Source organism: Methylotenera sp. L2L1 (genome assembly GCF_000744605.1).
Taxonomy (GTDB): Bacteria; Pseudomonadota; Gammaproteobacteria; order Burkholderiales; family Methylophilaceae; genus Methylotenera.
The window spans coordinates 2095748-2119398 of the sequence record NZ_JQMG01000001.1 but is presented as its reverse complement, the minus strand read 5'-3'; the positions used below and the strand labels follow the sequence as shown (position 1 = coordinate 2119398).

Genomic DNA, 23651 nt, shown 5'->3' with positions numbered 1-23651 from the left:
ATGCCATTGTTTGCTTATAAGGGTAGAGACACTCAAGGTGCACTAGTACAAGGGACGCTGGAAAGCACAGACAGCAGCAATGCCGCCTCTCAACTGGCAAACCTCAACATCACCCCTATAGAAATAAAACCACAGACAGCTAAAGCTACATCAAAAGAGATAAGCTTTGATTTTTTTGAAGAAAAAATCAGCACACTGGATGTGATGCTATTTAGTCGCCAAATGTACACCTTGCTTAAAGCAGGCATTCCAATCATGAATGCGCTTAATGGTTTGCAGGCTTCCACACAAAACAAAACCTTTTCTGTAGTGATTGGCAACATCCGTGAAAGTCTTGCTGGCGGACGCGAGCTTTCTGTCGCGCTGGCACAACACCCTAAGGTGTTTTCCAGCTTTTATATCAGCATGGTGCGTGTAGGTGAAAGTACCGGCTTATTAGACAGCGTATTCTTAAGGTTATTTGAGCATCTTGAGTTTGAACGCTTCATGCGCGATCAAATTAAAGCCGCCTTGCGCTACCCTACTTTTGTCGTCATTGCGATGGGCGTTGCCATTGTCGTCGTCAACTTATTTGTGATTCCTGCATTTGCAAAAGTATTTGAAAGCTTCGGGGCGGAACTTCCACTAATGACCAGAGTGCTTTTAGGCTTTTCAGGGTTTATGCAAGCATCATGGCCTTATTTGTTAATCGCAGGGATAGGCGCAGTACTTTTGTTTCGCTCATATATTGCAACAAGTATTGGCAAATATAACTGGGATAGTTTCAAACTAAAGACCCCTATCGCAGGTAAGATTATTCATAAAGCCACCATGGCGCGCTTTGCCAGAAGCTTTGCACTTGCCAGTAAAAGCGGTGTCCCTATTACCAATGGGCTAAAGCTTGTTGCCCAAACTGCCGATAATGATTATGTAGGTAGTCGCATTGACCAAATGCGTGAAGGCGTAGAACGTGGCGAGAGCATTTTACGCACAGCCACTAATAGCGGCGTATTTAACCCGATTGTTCTACAAATGATTGCTGTAGGCGAAGAATCAGGCTCATTAGATGACCTGATGGAAGAAGTCGCCGACATGTACCAACGTGATGTTGAATACGAAATTAAAACCTTAGGCGCACAGATTGAGCCTATCTTAATCGTATTTTTAGGGGTAATGGTATTGATTCTAGCTTTAGGTATCTTCTTACCAATATGGGATTTAGGCAGCATTGCGTTGAATAAAGGTTAATCACAATGCCGGCTTTTATAAAAAAGCACAATATTGGCCTACATCGGTTTGACTTTGCCATTACCTTAATCATTATCAGCATATTAGTAACAGTGCTACTGTATAGCGTTAACCGTATTCAGACTAACATTCAAAAGCTGACACATGAGGCTGAGCTTAATAATATTAGGCTAGCCATTGCAGAAAGCTGGGTACATAAACACGCGATACATGAATCTGTGAATGTACAGGATTTAGTGAACACCAACCCCATGCGCTTTATTAACGAACGGCCGAGCAACTATATTGGTGAAAAATCCGTCAAACCGAGCGGTTTATATAGCATTTGGTATTTCGATACACTAAAAAAACAGTTAGTATACGTATACAGTAATCATGCAGAAGCACGATATATACTCACTAACACAGCAAGCAAAACCAGAGCGTCACTATTAAGTACGGGTGGTCTAGATTTAGTGCTGATAGCAAACCAATAGTTTTATCAATAAAAAGGAAATGCGAATGAATAATAAAATTAAAGGCTTTACCCTCATTGAGTTAATTGTCGTGATTATTATTCTTGGCATTTTAGCCGCGGTTGCATTGCCTAGATTTACCAACTTACAACGTGATGCACGTGTTGCCAAGCTTAATGCAGCTAGAGGTAGTGTTGCAGCGGCGGCGGCATTAGCACATGCAACAGTATTGGCCAGAAACAACGTAGCTGACACAACGGCTTGCCCGGGTGGCGGAACTGCAGATAATAGCAATGCCGCAACCGGTACAGTATGTACTGAAAATGGCATTATTAACCTAGTGAATGCATACCCAGATGTCACCGCTATTGGTGTAGCTGGCGTACTTTCCGCAGCTGGTTTAACTACCACATTTAATCCAACCCTAGCGCAATTGCAGGCAGATGGTTATAACTACACTAGCACAGCTACAGTTGGCACGTTCCAAATCCAAGGTGCGCCTACGCCTGCACAATGCCAGTTTACTTATACAGAGGCGGTTGCAAACGGTGCACCAGATATCACACCAATTGTGACAACAGGATGCTAGTTTAATCGCTATCAAATTAAATCAGCATAAATGGTGTTTAAAACCAAGAATCGCATATTTGAAGTACTGAGGGTAGTTTCAACAAAGCAATTAACCACTAATTTTTAATCAGTCTTGTGTTTGTAAGTAAAAAAGTTTAGCTATTTCAGGTTTATTTAAAGTCTTAATTTTTAACGTTTAGGGAGTCATCTGTAATGAAACATCAACAATCTGGTTTTACTTTAGTAGAGTTAGTCGTCGTTATTGTGATTTTAGGTATTTTGGCAGCGACTGCATTACCTAGATTTATCAATCTAACTGGTGATGCCCGCATAGCTGCAGTAAATGGCTTAGCTGGTGGTTTACGCTCATCTGTAGGCATAGTGCAAGCAAGACACTTTGCAAGCGGTGGTATAGCGGCTACAGTCAACATGGTTGACGGAACAGTAGTTGCCGTTGCCGCAGCCACAGGCATACCTACAGGCGCGCTAGCTGGTATCGGGGCAGCAATGACTGGCTTAACAGTAGCTGAAGGTGTTACTCCTGACTACACAACCGCAACAGCGGTTACATTCCGCCCAGTTAACGGCGGCAGCGCCACCTGTCAAGCGAGTTACAACGGCACTACAGGTGCAGTCACCGTGACGACCACTGGCTGTTAGTTGCTTACATAATTGACGCTTAAGGTCCCCCCCATAAGTATTGGTGCAGCGCATACCTGTTCAAGCATGCGTCAATTAAGAGGCTTTACTGTAGTAGAACTTGTGGCAGTCATTGTCATTACAGGGTTAATTGCCGCAATTGCTGCTCCTCGTTTTATTGGTCGAGATGCTTTTGATGCTAGGGGTGCTTATGGCACCCTTACCTCAGCTTTACGCTATGCTCAAAAAACTGCAATTGCGCAACGTACCAACGTATTTGTGAATGTAAACCTAGGCACAAGAACAATTTGCTTAGGCTACACTAGCAACTGTAACGTTGCGGTACTCGACCCAGCAACTCAAACAGCCTACATTAAAATATTGCCAAATAATATAGCGCTTAACACTGCCACACCTACTATTGGCTTTGATGGATTAGGTAGACCAATCCCCAATGCCACAGCTACTTTTCAAATTCAAAATACCGTTGTGCCTGCCGAACCTGCACGTACTATTACTGTAGAGGCAGAAACTGGCTATGTACGATAAGCCAAGTCGGCCTAGTAACGGGTGCGAGGAGACGCAACCCTCACCTAGTAAAAGATTTTGTAAAGCTGCATTTCAATCCGGCGTGACTTTAGTAGAGTTGGTTGTTTTTATTGTCATTATGGGGGTTGCGCTGGCTGGTGTACTTAAAGTACTTGAAATCACTAGCCGTAACAGTGCTGACCCACTCGTCAGAAAACAAGCTTTATCGATAGCAGAATCATTACTGCTAGAGATACAACAACAGTCTTTTACCTTTTGTGACCCTGAAGACGCCAATGCTTCAACCGCAGCAAACCATGCTAGCTGTGCAACACAATCACAAGACACAAACCCAGCAGGAGCAGGTGCTATCACTGGCCCCTTCCCTAATACTGAAAGCCGCTATAGCAATACAGATCCTTATGACAATGTCGCCGATTATGGTGGATTTACCATGCCTAACGCGCAATGTGCTGGCATTTGCAACCCTGGCAACAATACACCACTAGCTGGTTTAAACGCATATGCGGCTACGGTCACCATTACCAGAGCTGGTGGTGTTTTAGGTTTGAATAATGATGCAGCGCTTAGAATTACCGTTAGCGTCACTGGTCCGGCTAATACCGTAGTGACACTAACAGGTTATCGGGTTCGTTATGCGCCTAACATTTAACCTACCCTTATCACTAAAAAGGTTGCCACCATCGCAATTGCAGATGCGCATGTTTACGCATCAAGGCTTCACACTGGTTGAGTTGGTGGTGGTGATTACAATTGTTGGCATACTTGCAGGTGGCGTAGCGCTATTTATTGGCAGACCTACGCAATCATTTTTTGATACTGAACGTCGTGCAGATTTATCCGACCGTGCAGATACCGCCTTACGCAGAATGGCGCGCGATATCAGAAACGGATTGCCAAACAGTGTTAGAACCACAGTAAACGGCGCTGATAGCCTGCTTGAGTTCACACCAATACTTCAAGCAGGACGCTATAGAGCCGCTGTTGGCACAAATGCAGCAGACAACCCTTTAGATTTTTCTGACCCAGCAGACAAAAGTTTTAATCTATATGGCACAACCATGACTGTCGCCAATACCGATTCATTGGTTATCTACAATTTAGGCATTGCTGGTGCCGATGTTTATGAGGGTTCTAATAGACGCGCATTAAATACCGCAAACAACAGTAATACGCTTACCTTTACTGGAAATAGCTTCCCTTTAGCCTCACCTTCCAGCCGATTTTACGTAGTTTCCACTCCCGTAACTTACGCATGCGATATGACTCTCCGTGTATTGTGGCGTTATGAAGGCTATGCGTTCCAAGCGGCACAACCTGCAAGCATCGCAGCATTAAATAATTTAGCTGGTGTAACACGAAACCAACTTGCAAACACTTTAACTGGCTGCACAATTACCTATGCCCCTGGCATTTTGCAAAGATTAGGCATTGTTACTATTAATTTAAGCATGGCAGAAGGCACTGCAAACATCACACTCATGCACCAAGTCAATGTCACTAACTCACCATGAATAAACACTACGCTCGAGGGTTTTTACTACCAGCCGCTATTTTTTTATTAGTAATTTTAGCTGCGCTAGGTGCATATGCTTTAAATATAAGCAGCACTCAGCAAGCAACATCAAAACAAGATGTGCAAGGAGCAAGGGCTTATCAAGCCGCGCGCACTGGCTTAGAGTGGGGAATATTTCAAGTACTAGCGCCAGGAACTGCTAACCTGGCAAGCTGCCCAGCCCCTAACCCAACTGTTTTTAATATTGAAACCTATGTCATTACCGTCTCTTGCGTTCAATCTGCTGACGTTAACGAGCAAGGCACAGATCGTACGATTCGTTTATTTGAAATTACATCCAGAGCAAGTTTTGGTGTTGCTGGTACAATTGACTACAGCGATCGCCAATTACAAGCAACCGTTAGCAAATGCCGTGCAACTGACGCAATACCGGCTTATGAATGTCAATAAACGTTAGTCAAATAAATACGTGAATACTTTATTTTAACTGCATCATCAACAGAGCTGGGTAATGTCCATTATCAATCGTCTACAGTTTAAAAAATGCCTTCAAGCGGGCTTAGTATTTTTTATTGCTACGCTAGTATCCATCAGTGAGGTATTTGCATACACATTACCTGCAGACATTGGTACATCACCATTTAATAACTGTAGTTTCTCGGCTGGCATCACTTACAACTGTACAGGTAACATTTCCTTCGGTAATAACCAAACGATTAACATCACAACGCCCATCACACTAAACCTTGTTTCAGGCTCTTTAACGGCTGGCAACAACTTTATAATTAACAACAATGGCCACAACTTCAATATTGTTGTTTCTGGAAACATCACGATAAATAACAACTTTGAGGGTTCGGTTAACTTAAGTGCTAATGGCACTATTGATATCGGCAACAACGCAGACATCACTGGCAACTTGACTGCTAATACACTAGTGCTTGGCAACAATACAACGGTGCTTGGCAATTGCACGCCTAGTAACAGTAAATGTACAGCGCCTCCAGCTCCAGCTCCTATTGCAGAATTTCGAATGAATGAATCAGCATGGTCTGGCACAACAGGAGAGGTAATTGATGCTATTGGAAGCTACTCTGGTGTGGCTGCCAGTTTAAATGCAACGAAACCAAGTACAGCAAATCTATCTCCCGCTATCGCTGGCAGCCCTGGCACGTGTCGCTATGGTGTATTTAATCGCACAAATAAAGACTATGTAGCACTACCCTCAAGCCTTCCTAATTTAGGTGCCAATGGAACATCCTTTACTATTACAGCATGGGTGAGAACAACCAATAACAGCCTTTCAGGCCAGCGTATCTTTGTGGATGATGAAAACAATAGCGGTGGCTTTGGTTTTAGTATTGGCGATAGCGGTGTTGGAGGTTTGCGTTTTTTTAGTCGAGGAACACCATCAGCGCTTAGCTTGGATACTGGAAATATCATTGCAAATAACACTTGGTATTTTGTAGCAGCAGTCGCTGATATCCCAAACAAAAGAAAACATATTTATATTTTCAACACGTCAGGAACGCTATTAACAAACGTCAGTGCAACATGGACAGAAAATACGTTTGGTTCAGATAGTGGCATTGCATCGATTGGCGGTGAAACTAACGCTTCGGGAGAAGGTAACAATAGCTTTGGCTTTGCCGGCAATATTGACGAATTAAAAGTTTTTCAATCTGCACTGGGCAGTAGCCAACTTAATGAAGTTCGCCAAGACAGCAATATTTGTGCAACACTAGACCACGTAAGACTTAGCCACACAGGAAGCGGCGTCACCTGCACGGGCTCATCCGTGACCGTGAATGCATGTAATAGTTTTGACACAGGAAATAGCTGTACGGTTAACACCAATGGACTAAGCGGCAATGTCATCGCAAAAAGCGCTAGTGGCGTTATCTTAGCTACAGTTCCATTTACTATTCCAGTAGGTAGCAGTGCCACAACCATCATTGTACCTGTCACCTCAGTACAAACGGCAACATTTGAAACTAGCGGACTGTCCGTTACACCAGCGAATTTATGGACTTGCTGGAATGGTAGCACCGCCAGTTGTAGCCATACTTACAACGACTCTGGTTTTATCTTTAATGTACCTAACCATGTTGCTGAAACCACTCAAACCGTTAATGTTAGTGCTGTCAGAAAATCAAACAGCACGCTTGCATGTACGCCAGCATTTGCAAGTTTGAATAAGAACGTTAACTTCAAATGTAGCTACAACAACCCAGTTACTGGCACGCTTCCAGTCCGTGTCAATAATATGCCACTGAATACTACCAATAGCGCATCAGCCGCATGTGATGCCACGGGGCGAAATGTTAGCTTGTCTTTTAATGCATCGGGTGTTGCTAGCACTAGCTTTCAATATGCCGATGTTGGCAATATATTGCTCAATGCAACTTATACAGGTTCAGGGGCTGATGCCGGCCTCAGTATGACTGGCAGCGATAACTTTATTGCAGCGCCTAAAGACTTTGTATTTAGCAATACCAGCGCTGCGCCGATCAAAGCTGGTAATAACTTCAACACAACAGTAACCGCCAGAAATAACGCTAACACAACCACACCAAACTTTGGTAAAGAAAGCACCCCAGAAAATGCGACACTGGCTTTTAGCAAATGCCAACCTACGGGCACTAGCGCGGTTAATGGTAGCTTTACCGGTTCTTTAGGGGCTTTTACCAATGGCGTAGCAACATCCAGCAACCTCAATTGGTCTGAGGTTGGTAATGGAGACCTCACCGCAACGTTAACAAGCGGCAGTTATTTAAGCTCGGGTATTACTGCAACTGGCAACACAGGTACAAGCAGCGCAGTGTGTAATGGTGTGGGTAATGTTGGCCGCTTTATCCCAGACCATTTCGACACCATCGTGACACAAGGGTGCAATGCTGGAAACTTTACCTATTCGGCACAGCCTTTTAATGTACAAGTTAGAGCGATGAACGCGTTTGGTAATATAACGCAAAATTATGATGGCTCAGCAAACACCACCCCTACTTTTTCTAAAGCCACCACACTCAGTGATGCTAACGCCGTAGCTGGTTCATTTTTAAACAACAGCATACCAGCAACCGCTTTTTCACAAGGCATTGCTAACGCCACACCAAGCTATACATTTACTAACGTGCTTACCTCGCCTGCTATCATTAAGTTAAGAGCCACTGATGCAGCCCCTAATCCAGTTAGTTCAGCCACAGGAACAGAGGGCGTAACGACAATACGTAGCGGACGCATGCGTATACAAAATGCTTACGGCTCGGAGTTTTTAGACTTACCTACCTCGCTTATCACACAATACTGGAATAACGGTTCATGGGTACTCAACAGCAGTGATACCTGCACGACGGGTGTCAGCCTTGCATTTACTGATGTAAACCCAGCAGATGGGCTCCAACCAAATGAGGTGTGTGTGTTAGATACAGGAAGCCCAGGCAACAGTGGCTTAGGTTGCAACGCGGCTGGTAGCGTACTTAAAAGGTTTAACGAACCGCCAGCAAATGGCAATTTCAACTTAACGTTAAGAGCACCAGGTAGTGGCAACTCAGGCTCTATCAACATAACAGCAACCGTACCTGACTGGCTAAAATTCAATTGGTCAGGGACTGGAAATACCAACCCAAGTGCACGTGCTACTTTTGGTATTTACAAAACGCCTATCATTTACTTACGTGAAAATTACGGGCCTTAATTCAATGCATTTTTTGATTAAGGTCATATAGCCGTTAAAAAATTATATTTTCCAATAAAATAATTACAATAAATACATATATTACAATAAGTTATAACGTACAACTTAATGTGGTATATACTGTTTGCAAACGATAAGAGACTTTTGGTTTCGATAAACACTCATGATGAAATTTTTTACCAAGAAAAAATCGCAAGGTTGGCTTTCTATAGAGCCATCAGAGCAAAGCACACAGCTTGTGCATATCGTAAAAAGCAATGGGCAAAAACCCATGGTAAAGCTGACTTTTTCTCAGGTTAAAAGTGGTAAAGAAGCCTTTGATATTCAATCCATCATTGCTGACATTAACCTTGATATAGATAGCTATCATTGCACCTTGCTGATTAGGCAAGGCGAGTACCAAATATTTCAGATTGAAAAACCGAATGTTCCTGACAATGAGCTAAAACAAGCCCTTAGCTGGAAGCTTAAAGACATGGTTGACTACCCTGTTGAGCAAGCAACCATTGATGTTATTCACATTCCAACCGATGACAGCAAATCTAATCGACAATCTTATGTTTATGCTGTTTCTTCAAAAAATGCACTGATTGGTGACTTTATGCAGAAGTTTGCCGATGTTGCTAAATCAGGTTTAGAAGTGATTGATATTCCTGAAATGGCGCAAAGAAATATTGCAGCTTACATTGAAGAAGAAAACCGCGGCTTAGCTTTGTTATCCATTAATAAAAACGGTGGTTTGCTTACATTCACAGCTAACAAAGCGCTATATCATGCAAGGCAAATTGAACTCAATACTGAAGCAATTTCCAGTAACAATAGCGAACAAAAGTCTAATATTTTTGAAAGACTCGCGTTAGAAGTTCAACGCTCGCTTGATAACTTTGAACGGCAATTTCCTCAACTTGCCATCAATCGCCTTGTATTAGCGCCATTTGTTGGTCGCGAAGATTTTTATGACTACCTTACCTCTTACTTATACATTAAAGTTGAGCGTTTAGATTTAGCTGATATTTTTGATTTTGAAGGTAGTGCTAAACTTAACACTCTAGAATCCCAAGCCTTGTTTTTCCCCGCACTCGGTGCTGCATTACGCGATGGAGATGAGCTGTGAACCAACAGATTAACCTCGTTAACATTGCTTTAGTCAAACAAAAGAAGTTTCTAACGCTCAACAGTATGGCCGCGATGCTAATTGCAATGACGCTTGTACTGCTAGCCTATTACGCTTACGCGCAGAAAGAGGTTTCAGCGCTCAGCATGCAACGCCAGCAAGTAGCAAACGAGCTTATTAAAATACAAAATGAACTTAAAGCCTTGGCTTTATTGCATACACCACTCGAGAAGGACCTATCGCTAGAGAAGCAAATTGCACAGTTAGAACAAAAAGCACAAGTACAACAACAAATACTTAACATACTCAGCCATAGCACCAATACACCAGATAACAGCTATGCAGAATTAATGCGCGCATTCGCTAGACAAAGTATTGAAGGCCTTTGGTTAACTGGCTTTAGTGTTGACAGCCAAACCGATACACTTAATATTCAAGGTAGAGCATTGCAAGGGGATTTAGTACCGCTATATATTAACCGCCTGAGCAATGAACCTGCGTTAAAAGGTAAATTATTCTCTGGTTTAAATATTAGTTTGCCTAAACCTGATACTGTAGCTAACAACCCTTTAGCCAACAATCAAACTACACCAAACACCGCACCGCAAACGCTGCCGAGCAAAACAGCTGCTGTAGCAGGAAAGCCCGGCGTGCAAAATGCATCGCCTATTACAAACGCACCCAATTACATTGAGTTCTCGCTAACGTCCAAACTTGACGAGGCATCGCCCCCTACCCCTAACGGCCAATTAAACACAGCTCAGCAAACGCCTGCCACTGGAGATAAACTTTGAAAGCCACTTTTATAGAAAAATGGTTGTTGCTCTCCGATAAATTTGACGCGCTCAATAATCGTGAGCGTTTAATGGTATTTGGGGCCTTAGCATTAGTGACGTACACGGCGATTAATATGCTATTAATCACGCCATTAGACATTAGCAAACAACGATTTTTATCTGAGATATCGACAGATCAATCAGTATTGTTAGATCTACAGCAACAAGTGAATTTGTTAAAAAACAAACAACCGATTGATCCAAATGCACAAAACAAACAACAAATTTCAGTGCTACAAGCTGAATTACTTTCGCTTAATACCGCACAAAATCAGCTAGATATCACCTTAATTAGCCCTGATAAAATGCCAGAGCTACTACGAGACTTATTAGCCAAAAATGGCAAATTAAAACTAATTTCACTCAATACATTACCCATTCAAAACTTATTAGAACAACATTTGAACGCCACTAACGATTCAGCCACTCAACCGACACCTAATCAAATTGCCGAACAGGACAACCCTGTATTTAAACATGGTGTAGAAATTACTATTGAGGGACGTTATTTAGATTTACTTGAGTATGTGTCTACTATTGAAAAAATGCGTTGGCACGTACTTTGGAATAAGGCTGAACTCACAACCAAAACATATCCGAATAACCAGCTTAAGCTCACTGTGTATACGCTGAGCTTAGATAAAGCATGGTTGAGCATTTAAACATGAACTCGCACTTAATCCCTTTTAAGCACTTTGCAAAACAAATACCTAAATGGCTAATAGGCACTGTATATTTATTGTTACAAAGTAATGCGTTGGCCGAAACGCTTAAGGACCCAACACAACCCCCTACAGCCTTTTATCATCAATCATCTAGCAGCCTAGGTGACGAGTTGTTGAGCGGCCCCGTGTTACAATCGGTCATCCTTGGTTCTAATTACCATGCAGCGATTATTAATGGGCAAAAAGTAATGTTAGGGCAAAAATATGATGGCGCTACATTAATCAAGCTTAATGAGCGAGAGGCTGTGCTACGTAACCCCGACAGAAGTTTGAAAACATTAACGATGGACTACTCAATACAGAAAAAAATACTGCCTGCTAAAAATCAGGCTGACTTTTCTAAGCAAAGAAGCCAATCTAAGTAAAAAATATTGCTCAATATAGTTAGAATGAACTGAACGAGAACAACATGCCAACAATCGCAATACGACTATCTCCACTATTGATTGTAATGCTACTCACTAGCTGCGCTGGCTTTATGCAAACTCATCACCAAAGCACGCTAAGCACGATCAAAGATGAGCTAAGCACTGGCGCAGAAATCAAACCATCCGCACCAACGCCGGTTGAAATCAACGATGCGCTTTTACCACCCTTAAAAATTGAGATTCCAAAAGCAACAGCAAAGAAGCTTGAGCAACGTTTTGATTTAGTAATCAACAATGCGCCAGCTAACCAAGTATTGATGGGTATTGTTGGTGGTACACGCTATAGCATGCTTGTTCATCCAGACATCACGGGCGATATCTCAGTAAATTTAAAAGATGTCACCGTATTTGAGGCACTAGATGCACTAAGATCCTTATATGGCTATGAATATAAAGTAGATGGCTCACGCATCTTTATAGAACAACAATCAATGCAAACGCGCGTGTTCCAAGTGAATTATATTGTTGGTCAACGTAGAGGCTCCTCTGACACACGCGTGACATCAGGCTCTATCAGTGGCGGACAAAATAACCAACAAGGTGCTAATAACACTGGCGGTGCGTCACAAGTCACAAACAACATTGGTAATTCAGGTAACAATACAAACCGCGCGTTAACAAGCACAAGCATCACCACCTCTTCTAACAATGACTTCTGGCAAGATTTAACCGATTCGCTTAATGGGATTGTCGGTAATGAAAATGGTCGCCGTATTATTGTAAACCTACAATCTGGCGTGATTGTTGTGCGCGCTATGCCCAATGAGATTCGTAATGTTGAATCCTTTTTACGGCTAATGCAGGTATCAATCGAACGACAAGTGATTCTTGAAGCAAAAATCATCAATGTACAGCTTAATGATTTATCTCAAAGTGGGGTAAATTGGTCTGTCTTTGGCAGTAGAGGTTCTACCACAGGTATCGTAGGCAATATTAACGCAAACACACAACTGGCAAGTAGCGGCAATGGCAACTTAATCAGTGGAGATTTAGCTGCGGCTAATGGTAACGTAATCGCCAATGCGGCAACAACAGCGTTGGGGGGACCATTGTTTGCCATCGCACTGCAAGGAGCTAACTTTTCAACGTTACTATCGTTCTTAGAAACACAAGGCGATGTACAAGTGCTATCTAGCCCGCGCATTGCCTCTATCAACAACCAAAAAGCTGTGCTAAAAGTAGGAACAGACGAGTTTTTTGTGACAGGTATCTCATCAAACACCACCGCATCTGTAGGCGCAACGACCACCGTTCCTGAAGTGATATTACAACCGTTTTTCTCTGGTATTACGCTGGATGTCACCCCCCAAATCGACAGGGATGACAATATCATCCTGCACATGCACCCCTCTATTAGCCAAGTATCTACGGTAAACAAACAAGTGACATTGGGCGGCACTGCAGGTCAAATCAACCTACCTTTGGCGTCTAGTAACATCAGCGAAACTGATAGCATTGTCCGCACACGTGATGGGCGTGTGATTGTGATTGGCGGTTTAATGACGGAAAGTGCAACTAGCTCTAAATCTAAAGTACCTGGTTTAGGTGATATAAAAGGCGTAGGTGCTGCGTTCCGCCAACAAGGTGCTTCTAAAACAAAGTCTGAGTTGGTAATTTTACTTAAAGCATCAGTTGTTCAAGGTCAAGAAAGCTGGGCTAACGATATGCTATCCAGCAAACAACGCATCGAAGAAATGCAAAGACCTGCTCCGACAGAGGATAAATAGCCAATGTATCTGCAACATTTCGGGCTTAATGAGTTTCCTTTTAGCATTACGCCAGATACAAGCTATTACTTTGCCTCTGCAAGTTATCAGGATGCATTAAACACCGTCATATTTGCAGTCACCACTGGCGAGGGCTTCATTAAAATCACGGGAGAAGTCGGCACTGGTAAAACATTGCTATGCCGCAAGCTCATGTCTAGCTTAGACCAAAGCTATAAAATAGCGTATGTGCCCAATCCATACCTTGAGCCGCAGTCACTTTTAATGGTATTGGCTGAAGAGTTAAATGTTAGCCTGCCGTCTGATGTACCAGCAACACAGCATGCAATACTCAATGCGCTCACACACGCCCTGTTAAACTTTGCACGAGACAATATCAAAGTAGTGGTATGTCTTGACGAAGTACAAGCCATGCCCATAGAAACATTAGAAGCGCTACGCTTGCTAAGCAACCTAGAAACTGAAAAAAGAAAGTTGCTACAAGTGGTTATTTTCGGACAGCCAGAACTAGAAGACAAATTAAACCACCCTTCTATCAGACAACTTAAACAAAGAATCACATTTGACTATCAGCTTGATCTACTGAGCCGCGATGAAATGGCCTACTACCTAAACCATCGCCTCACCATTGCAGGTTATCAAGGTAGCCGTATGTTTAGCCGTACCGCTTTATACCTGATGTTCTATCATTCAAAAGGCGTGCCAAGGCTCATTAACATACTGGCTCACAAAGCCTTATTAGCGACTTATGGTAAAGGCAAGCACCAAGTAGGTATGCGCGAAGTGTTGGCAGCAGTTTCCGACACTAGTTCGGTTGAGTCAAATTGGCTAAAAATTGGATTAAAAAGCTTATTCTTGACTATGCTATTAGGGGTGTTTGGCCTAGTCTTATTTATGTTTATCAACAATCAAACACTATATTAAACCTCGATCACAAAAAGACTAACAATGAGTTTAATCAACCAAATGCTAAAAGATCTTGAACAACGTGGCGCAAGGCCCACCGATGTTCAACAAGCAATTACGCCACAATTTGGCGCATCCAAAAAGAGAAGTAACAACAAGGCTATTGGCACTATCGGTCTAATACTGATTGTAATTGCAGTTGCTTATGCTGTTTTTTTTGCACTTGAACAACCAAACCGTATTAAAGATTTACTAGGGTTTAATAGAGCGAGTGAAAATAGCACTGAAAACCAAACAAACAAGATTAAACCTGCAAACTTTGGACAAACTATTCAAGACAAAGGGTTAGCAGAAGAGGTATTACCAGCGGCGCCAATCACATCTGCTAATGACGCAAATGAGTCAGGCATCAATACCCAAGCACAGCAGAATACGCAACCAAGCAATTTATTTGAGACTACTCTTAGGTACGACCTAGATCAGCGGTATAAGCTAGATCAGCCAGCTAAAACGACAATAATCGTTAACACCCCCAAAATAACAGCGCCTACAGCCACTGAGCATGAAAAAAAACCTAGGGAGCCAATTGAAGTAAAACAAAACCAAAAAATAAATGAAAGCCAAAAAAGTGAGGCCGTCACAACCCCTGCTAGTAAGAGCATTAGCCCCCAACCGATCGCTAGTAAACCACAGGCAAATATCAACAAGAAAATAAGCCCTGAACAAAATGCCAATAGCTACTATCAGCAAGCACTTAGCTATTTACAACAAGGTAGAGTTGCGGAATCAGAGGCTAATTTAGCAAAAGCACTTGAATTTAACCCAACACATCATGAAGCTAGATTAACCCTTGCAAGTTTATTACTAGATAACAAACGGCTGAATGATGCAAAAGACGTACTAAATACAGGCTTACAAATTAGCCCTGAACAGAACGAGTTTCGTATCGCTTTAGCGCGCCTGCAAATTAATGCTGGTGATCAAGCAACGGCATTAAGCACCTTAGAGCATGGTCTGCAATATGCGGCTAACCACGCAGCCTATCAGGCTTTTCTAGCTACATTATTACAGCGCAGTGGCAGACATGAAGAGGCCATTAGCCATTACATGAAAGCAGTGTCACTTGAAACAAACGCTGGCAGTGTAAAAAGCAATACGCTGGTTGGCTTAGGGATTTCTTTACAAGCAACAGGTAAGCTAGAGCACGCACAACAAGCGTTCATTAAAGCCCAGCAAACGGGTTCACTCGGTCCTGGGCTCTCAAGCTTTGTAGACCAACAACTAAAGAAAATCAGTCAAAGTCTCACTAAATAAAGCACTAGATAGGTAAAACGCTAGCAAAGTAAAATTCTAAACTGATAAGTCTCTAGCTAGCTAAGCTTTTAGGTAAGTAGCAACCGAAGTAGCAACCTAAGATAAGTACAAAGTTTAAGTGAAGACCTAATTCAACATGGTTAATGTGCTAAAAGCGACAACTATCCCAAGCTTTTACGGGCGCCATAATTTGAGCAATAACGCATTAGAAATCACACTCACGCTACTTAATGCCATTGCGGCTCCTGCCAATACAGGGCTTAACACCCCCATGGCAGCCAGTGGAATACCCACGACGTTATAGATAAATGCCCAAAATAGATTCTGCCTGATTTTTTGATAAGTACGTTTAGAAATATCAATCGCATGTGCAACTAAAGCAGGGTCACCTCGCATCAAGGTAATCCCCGATGTATGCATGGCAACATCAGTACCGCTAGACATTGCAATCCCCACATCAGCGACAGCTAGCGCGGGGGCATCATTTAATCCATCTCCCACCATAGCAACTAACCCGTCTTGTTTTAACTGGGTGACGATAGTGGCTTTTTCATCTGGTAATACTTGTGCGTAAAACTGCGAAATACCTAATTGGCTAGAAACGCTGGAGGCACTGCCTTGATTGTCACCTGATATCAATACAGTTTTTATGCCTAACTTTTCTAAATCAGCAATCGCCTGATGAGCTGTTGTCTTAATCGCATCGCCAAAGGCGAATAAGCCTAATAGCTTAGGTGCAAAATGATCAAGCGCTCTCGCTTGTGCTAACCATGAAACACTGTACCCTTTTTGCTCTAACGCTAACGCATCATCTTTAAATTTAGAGAGGTTGACCTTTAAGTCACTCATTAGGCGCGCACTTCCCAAATATAAGGTTTGCCCACCTACTTCACCCACCACACCCTTACCTGCTAACGCCTGTAAGTTTTGTGCCATTTGTAAAGGTAAGCCTTTAGCATTAGCGGCATTAGTGACGGCTTTTGCCAACGGATGCTCACTACCTACTTGCAAACTTGCAGCCAATATCAGCAGTTGGTCTACGTCCTGATCACGACTCTCTTTGGCAGATGATTGCATGGCAATCAATTTAGGATGCCCTTCAGTTAATGTGCCAGTCTTATCAAACGCAACGGTTTTAACAGCATGTGCAAGCTCTAGTGCCTCTGCATCTTTAATTAAAATGCCATGTTGCGCAGCAACGCCAGTACCAACCATGATTGCCGCTGGGGTTGCCAAACCCAGAGCACATGGGCATGCAATCACCAAAACCGTGACCGCATTAATAATGGCAGCTTCCCAGTTTCCATTTAGCACACCCCAAACAATCAGCGTAAGTGCTGCAATCACAATCACAATCGGTACAAAGACCGCACTCACTTTGTCTACCAGTCGCTGAATTGGTGCTTTTTTCGCTTGTGCAGACTCTACTAATCGCACAATACGCGCTAATACAGTTTCCGTGCCTACGGCGGTGGTAATCATAGTCAACACACCCTCGCCATTCATGGCACCACCAGTTACTTTGTCGCCTGTCACTTTGGGAACTGGCAGACTCTCGCCAGTAATCAGTGACTCATCGACTTGGCTATCACCACTCTGCACAGTTCCATCAACAGCAATACGCTCGCCAGGTCTTACTAAAACTAAATCCCCCACTTTAACTAACGCAATAGAGACTTGTTGTGGCTGTCCATTTTTTACAACAGTAGCAAACGCTGGCCGTAATGTATTGAGGGCTCTTATTGCTTGCGTAGTTTGTGCTTTTGCACGTCCTTCAAGCCATTTCCCAAACAACACCAAGGTAATCACTATCGTAGAGGATTCAAAATACAAATGATGCGCACCTGCGCCGTGAGAAGGGGCAAACAACAAATACACACTCAAACCATAAGCAGCAGAAGTACCAATCGCAACCAGTAAATCCATATTACCAGCACCAGCTTTAAGCGCATGCCAGCCTGCTTTATAAAAACGCCAACCTAACCAAAATTGCACCGGCGTTGCTAAGACCCATTGCAACCATCCAGAAAGTTCACCTTGCCAACCCAGCCACTGTGCAACCATTACAATCACTAGCGGCAATGACAACATAGCAGCAAGCGCACTTGGCCACCAATGGTTCTGCCTGTAAGACTCAGCAAGATGCTCAACGCTATCGTGTTCCGCAGTTAACAACTGCGCCTGATAACCAGCAGTAACCACCGCATCAACTAACTGCTGTGTAGTCACTTTATCTATGCCAGCAACCTGTGCAGTTTCTAAAGCAAGATTAATCTCAGCTGTCACTACCCCTGGCACCTTAAGCAGCGCTTTTTCAACACGACTAGCACAAGATGCGCAGGTCATGCCCTTAATTGCTAATGTCCATTCATTACTTGCTTGATTAGCCATGATTTTTAATCTCGATAAAGTTGATTATGGTGGTAATCCATTATAATCCTCGTCATTGTAATTAAACCTATCAACCTTTATTTAGATAACTTTTGTTTAGAAACGAGCAATCATGGCCGGTGCAAGTCTTTTAACGCTTATTGATGATATTGCAACTATTTTAGATGATGTATCAGTCATGACTAAAGTTGCTGCTAAAAAAACTGCTGGCGTATTGGGCGATGATCTTGCGCTAAACGCACAGCAAGTATCTGGTGTAAATGCAGATAGAGAGCTCCCTGTTGTTTGGGCAGTAGCCAAAGGCTCTGCAATTAACAAAGTGATTCTAGTGCCTTTGGCATTGGTGATTAGTGGCTTAGCTAGCTGGTTGGTCACACCACTGCTGATGCTAGGCGGCTTGTTTCTATGTTTTGAAGGGGTTGAAAAGCTGTTCCATAAGTTTTTCCATGCTGAAGAGGATGTCCACCATAACCCTAAAAAGTTAATTGGTCAGGATGAAAGCAAAACTCTAGAAGTACTAGAAAAAGAAAAAATCAAAGGTGCTATTCGCACAGACTTCGTGCTCTCTGCAGAAATTATTGTCATCACATTAGGTGTTGTTGCCACAGAAGTATTTACTAAGCAAATTTTAGTGTTATCAGGGATTGCTGCAATAATGACGGTTGGCGTTTATGGCCTAGTTGCCGGCATCGTAAAACTTGATGATGGCGGCTTATATCTAGCCAGCTGCAAAGGCAAAAGCTTAGCAGCTATTTTAAAACGCAAGCTTGGTTTTGGCATATTATGGTTTGCGCCTCATATGATGAAAACTTTGTCAGTAGTCGGTACTGCTGCAATGTTCTTAGTGGGCGGTGCAATTCTGGTACATGGCATTCCTATGGTGCACCATGCAATTGAGCACATAAGCAACGGGACAAGCAGCGGGTTCTTACAAGCCATTATGCCAACGTTATTAGATGGAGTGTTTGGCGTTGTTGCTGGTATTGTTGCGCTCGTGATAATGCTTGGCGTTAAAAAACTATTAAAGATAATTAAAGCGAAATAATGTTAGATATGGCGGATTTAGTTGGTTATTTATCGGCATTTCTAACCACATTTGCATTTGTGCCGCAGGCGTTGCACTCATGGAAAACCAGAGATTTGTCTGGTGTTTCCCTACCAATGTATAGCCTGTTTAGTCTGGGTGTGTTTGGCTGGTTAATCTATGGCATCATGATTGTGAGCTGGCCGATTATTGTAGCCAACAGCGTCACCCTCATGCTCGCATGTGTAGTGCTTTACCTAAAAATCACACACAAAGATTAACGTATTTAAACCACTAGTTTTTCAGAAAACCAAAATCGGATAAAGCACTTTTTAAGTCTGTGGCCACAATACGGTAACCATCTGCGTTCGGGTGTATTGGGTCAGCTTTCAAGCTATTCTTTGCCAATACATCGGAAAATACACTGTCAATAAGCGGTGTGTTTGTTTGATCCGCCAGTTTCTCATACAAGGGATGATCTTCCAGATTACCAAATGCTGCGCCTATTGGGCTAAATTTAGGAATTGCGATTAATACAGTCTGAATATTTCGCGCCTTACTTTGCGTGAGTATTGCATTCAAATTACGTACGGTTTCTGTTTCAGGCACGTGTTTCAAAAAGTCGTTGCCGCCTAACTCTACTATCAGCAAATCTATTTTCTGACTGCCATCATCATGCGATGCTAACAACCCATCCAGCCGACTTAAACCATCAGCTGATGTATTACCGGGCACGCCAGCGTTCATCATCTTCCAGCCAGTATCTGCACTCAAGAGACTCACGTAATCTTCCCCATCCGCAGCACCTGTGCCGTAGGTAAGACTATCGCCTAACACCACAACGTTTGCATTTGCAGAAAGCGTCGTAAATTGATGACCTGAATCACATGCAGCAAATAATACGACGATGATGCCAAGCAGAAATCCTCTGACCATTCAATATCCTATGAATATCTTATTGATTAAGGGAGCGCGTAAACAAGCACTTGGTCCCCAGATGGGAAGCCAAAAATAGCATTGCCGCCGGCAACCACCGCCACATATTGTACGCCATCAATTTCATAACTGATAGGCGGTGCATTAACACCAGCAGTCACCTTTGTCTGCCAGATTAATTGACCAGTATCGCTATTGTAGGCATTAAAGTGACCACTGCCCTCACCCATAAAAACTAAGCCACCACGTGTAGCTAGCACGCCACCCATCAACGGCTGCTCTGTTTTTACTTGCCAACGCATTTTACCGGTCGTTAAGTTAATGGCAGACAGAACGCCCCAACGTGCATCTTTAGTGGGCTCTGAAGAGACATATTGAATAGCAGGCAAATCATCTTTCGCAGGCTCGTCTACCAGCGTATATTTAATTGGCGCATGAATGCCAGCAACAAAGCTGGTTTGACTACGCTCATCCAGCGCGCTTGGGCTCCAGTTTGCACCGCCTAAAATACCAGGATACAACACGGTGCCCTCTTTTGTGGCCTTAGCAAATAAATTATGCTGAGGGACAAAAGCGTCTGATTTTGTTAAAAGTGCACCTGTTTTTCTATCGTTTACGTAATACCAACCCGTTTTACCAGCCTGACCAACTGCTGCGATTGTTTTACCATCTTTCACATAATCAAATAGCACTGGCGGGCTTGCTACATCGTAACCCCAAACGTCGTGCGGCACTTGCTGGTAGTGCCATTTAATCTTGCCTGTTTCTGTGTTTAAAGCCACTAAAGACACTGTGTATAAATTATCACCCGGACGTGAAACATCATTCATCTGCGGTGAAGGGTTACCCGTACCAAAAAATAGCGTATTGGTTTTGGTATCAATGGCTGGGGTAGTCCAAGCCGATCCACCACCATATTTCCAAGCGTCCTGATGTGTTTTAAAGTTCTCTTTTTCTGCTGCAACATCCCGATTAAGCACCAAGCCATCAGAGGTTGTTTCTGTAAACACCCCTTCCCATCCTTGTGATGGAATCGTGTCGAACTGCCATACTTTTTCACCGTTTTGCACATCATAAGCAGCTAAAAAGCCTGGGCGCCCATATTGACCACTCACACCAACCACTGCTCCTAATGGTGCATCTAGCCTTGGTTTATCTATATGCAGGCCATAACCAACCCCTGTTACACCAACAATCACCTTACCGCGATATACGACCGGTGCCATTGCTATACCAACGCCAGTACCGCCATATATCTCTTTTTTACTTTTAGCATCGGCTTTACTTAATAGGCCTGTGTTCTCTGTTAAGGCGGTATCTTCTGCCACATCAATATCCCATAGTTTTGCACCAGATTTTGCATCTAGCGCAATCAACCTTGCATCTACAGTACCAATAAACACTTTACCGTCACTGACCGCCACGCCACGATTAGCCGGACCACAGCACATTTTCCAATCCGATTTACGCTTGTGCTCGTAGCGCCAAATCTCTTTACCTGTCTTCGCATTAAGCGCCACCACATGGTTAAACGGCAAAGCCACATACATCACACCACCCGTCACTACCGGCGTCGCCTGAAAACTGGCAGAAACGCCTGTTTTAAACTCCCATGCCAGCGATAATTTCTTAGCATTCTCTGTGTTAATTTGTGTAAGAGGCGATAAACGCTGATTCGTATAATCTCCCCCATACACAGGCCAATCTTGACGAGAAGATGAGGATGACTGATGACTTATTCCTGAACATGCAACCATGGTAACGGTAGCCCCTATCAGCATCGCATTACCGCTGATAGATTTTAACTGCTTTAAGCTCAAGTACTTATACATCAACAACATCCTTATATTTAACTTTAGTACAAAATATTCAGCTTAAAGTATACAGATGTGTATACTTTTTGCCAATTAACAAGCGGATTTAATTTTCAATACGCAGCAATAAGCCAATATGACGCTATACTCATGTCGTTGGACATCTATTTTCCATCGCGTTTCAATTTATTTAAACCATATAATTAGCGCATAAAACTAGGAGTTTGCATGAACGAACGTATTCAGCAGTTGCTAAATCAAATTACCGAGCTAGAAGATGATTTACGCACTGCGCTGAACGAGCAACAGTCCACCATATTCTTTCAAATTAAAGGCAAGCGTGTTGAGTTTGAAAAGTCTATGAAAGAAACGCATAAACGTCTTAAAAGAAACTTTTTCACTTGGCTAGTCACCAATCGCCCACAAAATTTGATTACAGGGCCAATCATTTACGCCATGATCATTCCATTGGTCATTACCGATATCTTCATCACACTTTACCAACTCACATGCTTTCCAATTTACGGCATCAAAAAAGTGCGCAGAGCAGATTACGTCATCTACGATCGACAACAACTACAATACCTAAATTTTATAGAAAAATTTCATTGTACTTACTGTGCGTACGGTACCGGCATGATTGCCTATATCAGCGAAATTGTGGCGCGCACGGAACAATACTTTTGCCCGATTAAACATGCCAGAAAAATTCTGGGTGCTCACTCACGCTATTCACGTTTTATAGATTACGGTGATGCTGAGAGCTACCAAGAAAGACTAGAACAATACAGGCGCGCGCTTAATCAAGAAAAGTAAGCTAGAGAAATAAGCTAAGAAAGTAAATTAATCGGCTAAATTCACGAGTTATTTCGATAATTACTCCCAAAAAACTCCATCATCAGAAAATCTTCTAAGCCTGCGTTATCTTCTAATCTTGCAGATTGCGTTACCGAGCGACCAAGACGATGAGACTCCCACGTAAAGTCACCTTGATAATGCTCACGGATAAGCGTAATCATGCGTTTTATCATCATCAACCTGACATCCTGACTACCATTAGCCTCTATCTCAAAGAACTGACGTTTAGATGCACTAAAATCATTGGTCCAGCCTCTAAATGCAAACGTTGCGTGACGTGAATTTAAGCTAGTGATTTCGAAAATACCGTTAGTACCACTTTTAAAGTTATTCTTAATGCGCTCATCTCTTTTTTGTTCTTCACTCGGCCCACGCTCGCTAGCAATCGCCTCAGCATTTTGTCTCGCTGCATCGTATTCCGCACCCCGCCTACTGGCTTGTACTGCTTTCATATATGACGCCATATCAGGGAATTTTGCTGGGTCTAATACAGGCTCTTGCGCTTGTGGCTTAGGCACAGGGGTCGGATCTGGCACGGTAAATTCTGGTTTACTCAATGGTTTAGGAGCCTTTGCGATGACTTTAGGCTGCTTAACAGGCTTAACAACGGGTTGCTCTTTCACCGGTTCAGGGATTGGCTCTGGTAATGGCGCTGCCACTGGCTTTGCTTTTGGTTGCGCAAAGCTCACTTCAATGGTGGTCGCTGGGCTTGCTGGCGGTTCATCAAATTTAACATTAGGCGCAAAAAAGAAAATACACGCATGAATCAATAACGAAAGAACAATCGCAATGATGGTATTGCGGCTGATATTAACGCTGATAGATTTATCATTAACGCTACGCAGGCGGAGTGCCTGCGCTAAAAACTCATCAAAGTTTTGCTCATTACTATGGTTAATGTTAGCTTGATTAGACTGCATAATGT

General features: G+C 42.9%; 23 protein-coding genes. 19 read left to right on the top strand and 4 right to left on the bottom strand.

Translation table 11 applies throughout. From position 1 onward, the window contains the following. The 16 genes from FG24_RS09985 to FG24_RS09910 all read left to right on the top strand — a co-directional run bounded on the left by FG24_RS09985 (nt 1) and on the right by FG24_RS09910 (nt 15703). On the top strand, nt 1–1227 hold the full coding sequence (locus FG24_RS09985; protein WP_036303079.1) for a type II secretion system F family protein: 1227 nt from the start codon (nt 1–3) through the stop codon (nt 1225–1227). Nucleotides 1228–1232: 5 nt separating this feature from the next. Continuing rightward, the gene (locus FG24_RS09980) at nt 1233–1703 is read left to right on the top strand and encodes a hypothetical protein (RefSeq protein ID WP_036303077.1); all 471 of its coding nucleotides are present in this window, start codon (nt 1233–1235) and stop codon (nt 1701–1703) included. A 25-nt stretch (nt 1704–1728) separates the two neighbouring features. Further along, nucleotides 1729–2271 (top strand): prepilin-type N-terminal cleavage/methylation domain-containing protein, encoded by a 543-nt coding sequence (locus tag FG24_RS09975; RefSeq protein WP_051901516.1) that lies wholly within the window; start codon nt 1729–1731, stop codon nt 2269–2271. Nucleotides 2272–2465: 194 nt separating this feature from the next. Next, nucleotides 2466–2912 carry a prepilin-type N-terminal cleavage/methylation domain-containing protein gene (locus FG24_RS09970; protein ID WP_036303071.1) on the top strand — a complete coding sequence of 149 codons (447 nt, stop codon included), beginning with the start codon at nt 2466–2468 and terminating at the stop codon, nt 2910–2912. Between the two features lie 66 nt (nt 2913–2978). Continuing rightward, a complete protein-coding gene (locus tag FG24_RS09965) occupies nt 2979–3440 on the top strand; it encodes a GspH/FimT family pseudopilin (protein ID WP_036303070.1) in 462 nt (153 codons plus the stop codon). Then, nucleotides 3430–4092, top strand: a complete 663-nt coding sequence (locus FG24_RS09960; RefSeq protein ID WP_036303067.1) for a type IV pilus modification PilV family protein — start codon at nt 3430–3432, stop codon at nt 4090–4092. The genes FG24_RS09965 and FG24_RS09960 overlap by 11 nt, the downstream gene beginning before the upstream one ends. 49 nt (nt 4093–4141) lie before the next feature. Further along, nucleotides 4142–4954, top strand: a complete 813-nt coding sequence (locus FG24_RS09955; RefSeq protein WP_036304238.1) for a type II secretion system protein — start codon at nt 4142–4144, stop codon at nt 4952–4954. Next, nucleotides 4951–5406: a hypothetical protein gene (locus FG24_RS09950; protein WP_036303064.1), complete on the top strand. Its 456-nt coding sequence runs from the start codon at nt 4951–4953 to the stop codon at nt 5404–5406. Before FG24_RS09955 ends, FG24_RS09950 begins: the two co-directional genes overlap by 4 nt. Nucleotides 5407–5467: 61 nt before the next feature. Continuing rightward, nucleotides 5468–8653, top strand: coding sequence for a DUF6701 domain-containing protein (locus tag FG24_RS09945; protein WP_036303061.1), 3186 nt, complete (start codon nt 5468–5470; stop codon nt 8651–8653). A gap of 163 nt (nt 8654–8816) precedes the next feature. Beyond that, on the top strand, nt 8817–9767 hold the full coding sequence (locus tag FG24_RS09940) for an agglutinin biogenesis protein MshI (protein ID WP_235189759.1): 951 nt from the start codon (nt 8817–8819) through the stop codon (nt 9765–9767). Further along, entirely contained in the window at nt 9764–10561 is a 798-nt protein-coding gene (locus FG24_RS09935; RefSeq protein WP_036303054.1) for an MSHA biogenesis protein MshI, read from the top strand. The genes FG24_RS09940 and FG24_RS09935 overlap by 4 nt, the downstream gene beginning before the upstream one ends. Next, nucleotides 10558–11265, top strand: coding sequence for an MSHA biogenesis protein MshJ (locus FG24_RS09930; RefSeq protein ID WP_036303052.1), 708 nt, complete (start codon nt 10558–10560; stop codon nt 11263–11265). Before FG24_RS09935 ends, FG24_RS09930 begins: the two co-directional genes overlap by 4 nt. 2 nt (nt 11266–11267) lie before the next feature. Next, complete coding sequence (locus FG24_RS09925; RefSeq protein ID WP_235189758.1) at nt 11268–11693, top strand: hypothetical protein; 426 nt, start codon at nt 11268–11270, stop codon at nt 11691–11693. Between the two features lie 44 nt (nt 11694–11737). Further along, entirely contained in the window at nt 11738–13483 is a 1746-nt protein-coding gene (mshL, locus tag FG24_RS09920) for a pilus (MSHA type) biogenesis protein MshL (protein WP_036303048.1), read from the top strand. A 3-nt stretch (nt 13484–13486) separates the two neighbouring features. Continuing rightward, nucleotides 13487–14407 (top strand): ExeA family protein, encoded by a 921-nt coding sequence (locus FG24_RS09915; RefSeq protein WP_036303046.1) that lies wholly within the window; start codon nt 13487–13489, stop codon nt 14405–14407. Between the two features lie 24 nt (nt 14408–14431). Next, complete coding sequence (locus FG24_RS09910) at nt 14432–15703, top strand: tetratricopeptide repeat protein (protein ID WP_036303043.1); 1272 nt, start codon at nt 14432–14434, stop codon at nt 15701–15703. A gap of 174 nt (nt 15704–15877) precedes the next feature. On the opposite strand, the gene FG24_RS09905 is transcribed toward FG24_RS09910, so the two are convergent. Beyond that, nucleotides 15878–18094, bottom strand: a complete 2217-nt coding sequence (locus tag FG24_RS09905; protein WP_036303041.1) for a heavy metal translocating P-type ATPase — start codon at nt 18092–18094, stop codon at nt 15878–15880. A 112-nt stretch (nt 18095–18206) separates the two neighbouring features. On the opposite strand from FG24_RS09905, the gene FG24_RS09900 reads away from it, so the two are divergent. Together FG24_RS09900 and FG24_RS09895 are read left to right on the top strand one after the other, a co-directional pair. Beyond that, nucleotides 18207–19139, top strand: coding sequence for a DUF808 domain-containing protein (locus tag FG24_RS09900; RefSeq protein ID WP_036303040.1), 933 nt, complete (start codon nt 18207–18209; stop codon nt 19137–19139). A gap of 8 nt (nt 19140–19147) precedes the next feature. After that, the gene (locus tag FG24_RS09895; RefSeq protein ID WP_369797045.1) at nt 19148–19399 is read left to right on the top strand and encodes a SemiSWEET transporter; all 252 of its coding nucleotides are present in this window, start codon (nt 19148–19150) and stop codon (nt 19397–19399) included. Nucleotides 19400–19412: 13 nt separating this feature from the next. On the opposite strand, the gene FG24_RS09890 is transcribed toward FG24_RS09895, so the two are convergent. Continuing rightward, on the bottom strand, nt 19413–20054 hold the full coding sequence (locus FG24_RS09890) for a GDSL-type esterase/lipase family protein (RefSeq protein ID WP_036303032.1): 642 nt from the start codon (nt 20052–20054) through the stop codon (nt 19413–19415). A gap of 26 nt (nt 20055–20080) precedes the next feature. Beyond that, nucleotides 20081–21886: a pyrroloquinoline quinone-dependent dehydrogenase gene (locus FG24_RS09885; protein WP_200876889.1), complete on the bottom strand. Its 1806-nt coding sequence runs from the start codon at nt 21884–21886 to the stop codon at nt 20081–20083. A 210-nt stretch (nt 21887–22096) separates the two neighbouring features. Between FG24_RS09885 and FG24_RS09880 the strand changes: the two genes are divergently transcribed. Then, on the top strand, nt 22097–22684 hold the full coding sequence (locus tag FG24_RS09880) for a hypothetical protein (RefSeq protein WP_036303029.1): 588 nt from the start codon (nt 22097–22099) through the stop codon (nt 22682–22684). Between the two features lie 41 nt (nt 22685–22725). On the opposite strand, the gene FG24_RS09875 is transcribed toward FG24_RS09880, so the two are convergent. Beyond that, nucleotides 22726–23646: a hypothetical protein gene (locus tag FG24_RS09875; protein WP_036304235.1), complete on the bottom strand. Its 921-nt coding sequence runs from the start codon at nt 23644–23646 to the stop codon at nt 22726–22728. Nucleotides 23647–23651: the final 5 nt, after the last annotated feature.

What these genes read in the sequence shown, in the direction of transcription:
- FG24_RS09950 (WP_036303064.1), top strand. Translation starts at nt 4,951, where the DNA reads ATGAATAAACACTACGCTCGAGGGTTTTTACTACCAGCCGCTATTTTT.
- FG24_RS09910 (WP_036303043.1), top strand. Translation starts at nt 14,432, where the DNA reads ATGAGTTTAATCAACCAAATGCTAAAAGATCTTGAACAACGTGGCGCA.
- FG24_RS09905 (WP_036303041.1), bottom strand. Translation starts at nt 18,094, where the DNA reads ATGGCTAATCAAGCAAGTAATGAATGGACATTAGCAATTAAGGGCATG.
- FG24_RS09875 (WP_036304235.1), bottom strand. Translation starts at nt 23,646, where the DNA reads ATGCAGTCTAATCAAGCTAACATTAACCATAGTAATGAGCAAAACTTT.
- FG24_RS09980 (WP_036303077.1), top strand. Translation starts at nt 1,233, where the DNA reads ATGCCGGCTTTTATAAAAAAGCACAATATTGGCCTACATCGGTTTGAC.
- FG24_RS09965 (WP_036303070.1), top strand. Translation starts at nt 2,979, where the DNA reads ATGCGTCAATTAAGAGGCTTTACTGTAGTAGAACTTGTGGCAGTCATT.
- mshL (WP_036303048.1), top strand. Translation starts at nt 11,738, where the DNA reads ATGCCAACAATCGCAATACGACTATCTCCACTATTGATTGTAATGCTA.
- FG24_RS09925 (WP_235189758.1), top strand. Translation starts at nt 11,268, where the DNA reads ATGAACTCGCACTTAATCCCTTTTAAGCACTTTGCAAAACAAATACCT.
- FG24_RS09895 (WP_369797045.1), top strand. Translation starts at nt 19,148, where the DNA reads ATGGCGGATTTAGTTGGTTATTTATCGGCATTTCTAACCACATTTGCA.
- FG24_RS09880 (WP_036303029.1), top strand. Translation starts at nt 22,097, where the DNA reads ATGAACGAACGTATTCAGCAGTTGCTAAATCAAATTACCGAGCTAGAA.
- FG24_RS09945 (WP_036303061.1), top strand. Translation starts at nt 5,468, where the DNA reads ATGTCCATTATCAATCGTCTACAGTTTAAAAAATGCCTTCAAGCGGGC.
- FG24_RS09985 (WP_036303079.1), top strand. Translation starts at nt 1, where the DNA reads ATGCCATTGTTTGCTTATAAGGGTAGAGACACTCAAGGTGCACTAGTA.
- FG24_RS09960 (WP_036303067.1), top strand. Translation starts at nt 3,430, where the DNA reads ATGTACGATAAGCCAAGTCGGCCTAGTAACGGGTGCGAGGAGACGCAA.
- FG24_RS09940 (WP_235189759.1), top strand. Translation starts at nt 8,817, where the DNA reads ATGATGAAATTTTTTACCAAGAAAAAATCGCAAGGTTGGCTTTCTATA.
- FG24_RS09975 (WP_051901516.1), top strand. Translation starts at nt 1,729, where the DNA reads ATGAATAATAAAATTAAAGGCTTTACCCTCATTGAGTTAATTGTCGTG.
- FG24_RS09970 (WP_036303071.1), top strand. Translation starts at nt 2,466, where the DNA reads ATGAAACATCAACAATCTGGTTTTACTTTAGTAGAGTTAGTCGTCGTT.
- FG24_RS09900 (WP_036303040.1), top strand. Translation starts at nt 18,207, where the DNA reads ATGGCCGGTGCAAGTCTTTTAACGCTTATTGATGATATTGCAACTATT.
- FG24_RS09955 (WP_036304238.1), top strand. Translation starts at nt 4,142, where the DNA reads ATGTTTACGCATCAAGGCTTCACACTGGTTGAGTTGGTGGTGGTGATT.
- FG24_RS09885 (WP_200876889.1), bottom strand. Translation starts at nt 21,886, where the DNA reads ATGTATAAGTACTTGAGCTTAAAGCAGTTAAAATCTATCAGCGGTAAT.
- FG24_RS09915 (WP_036303046.1), top strand. Translation starts at nt 13,487, where the DNA reads ATGTATCTGCAACATTTCGGGCTTAATGAGTTTCCTTTTAGCATTACG.
- FG24_RS09890 (WP_036303032.1), bottom strand. Translation starts at nt 20,054, where the DNA reads ATGGTCAGAGGATTTCTGCTTGGCATCATCGTCGTATTATTTGCTGCA.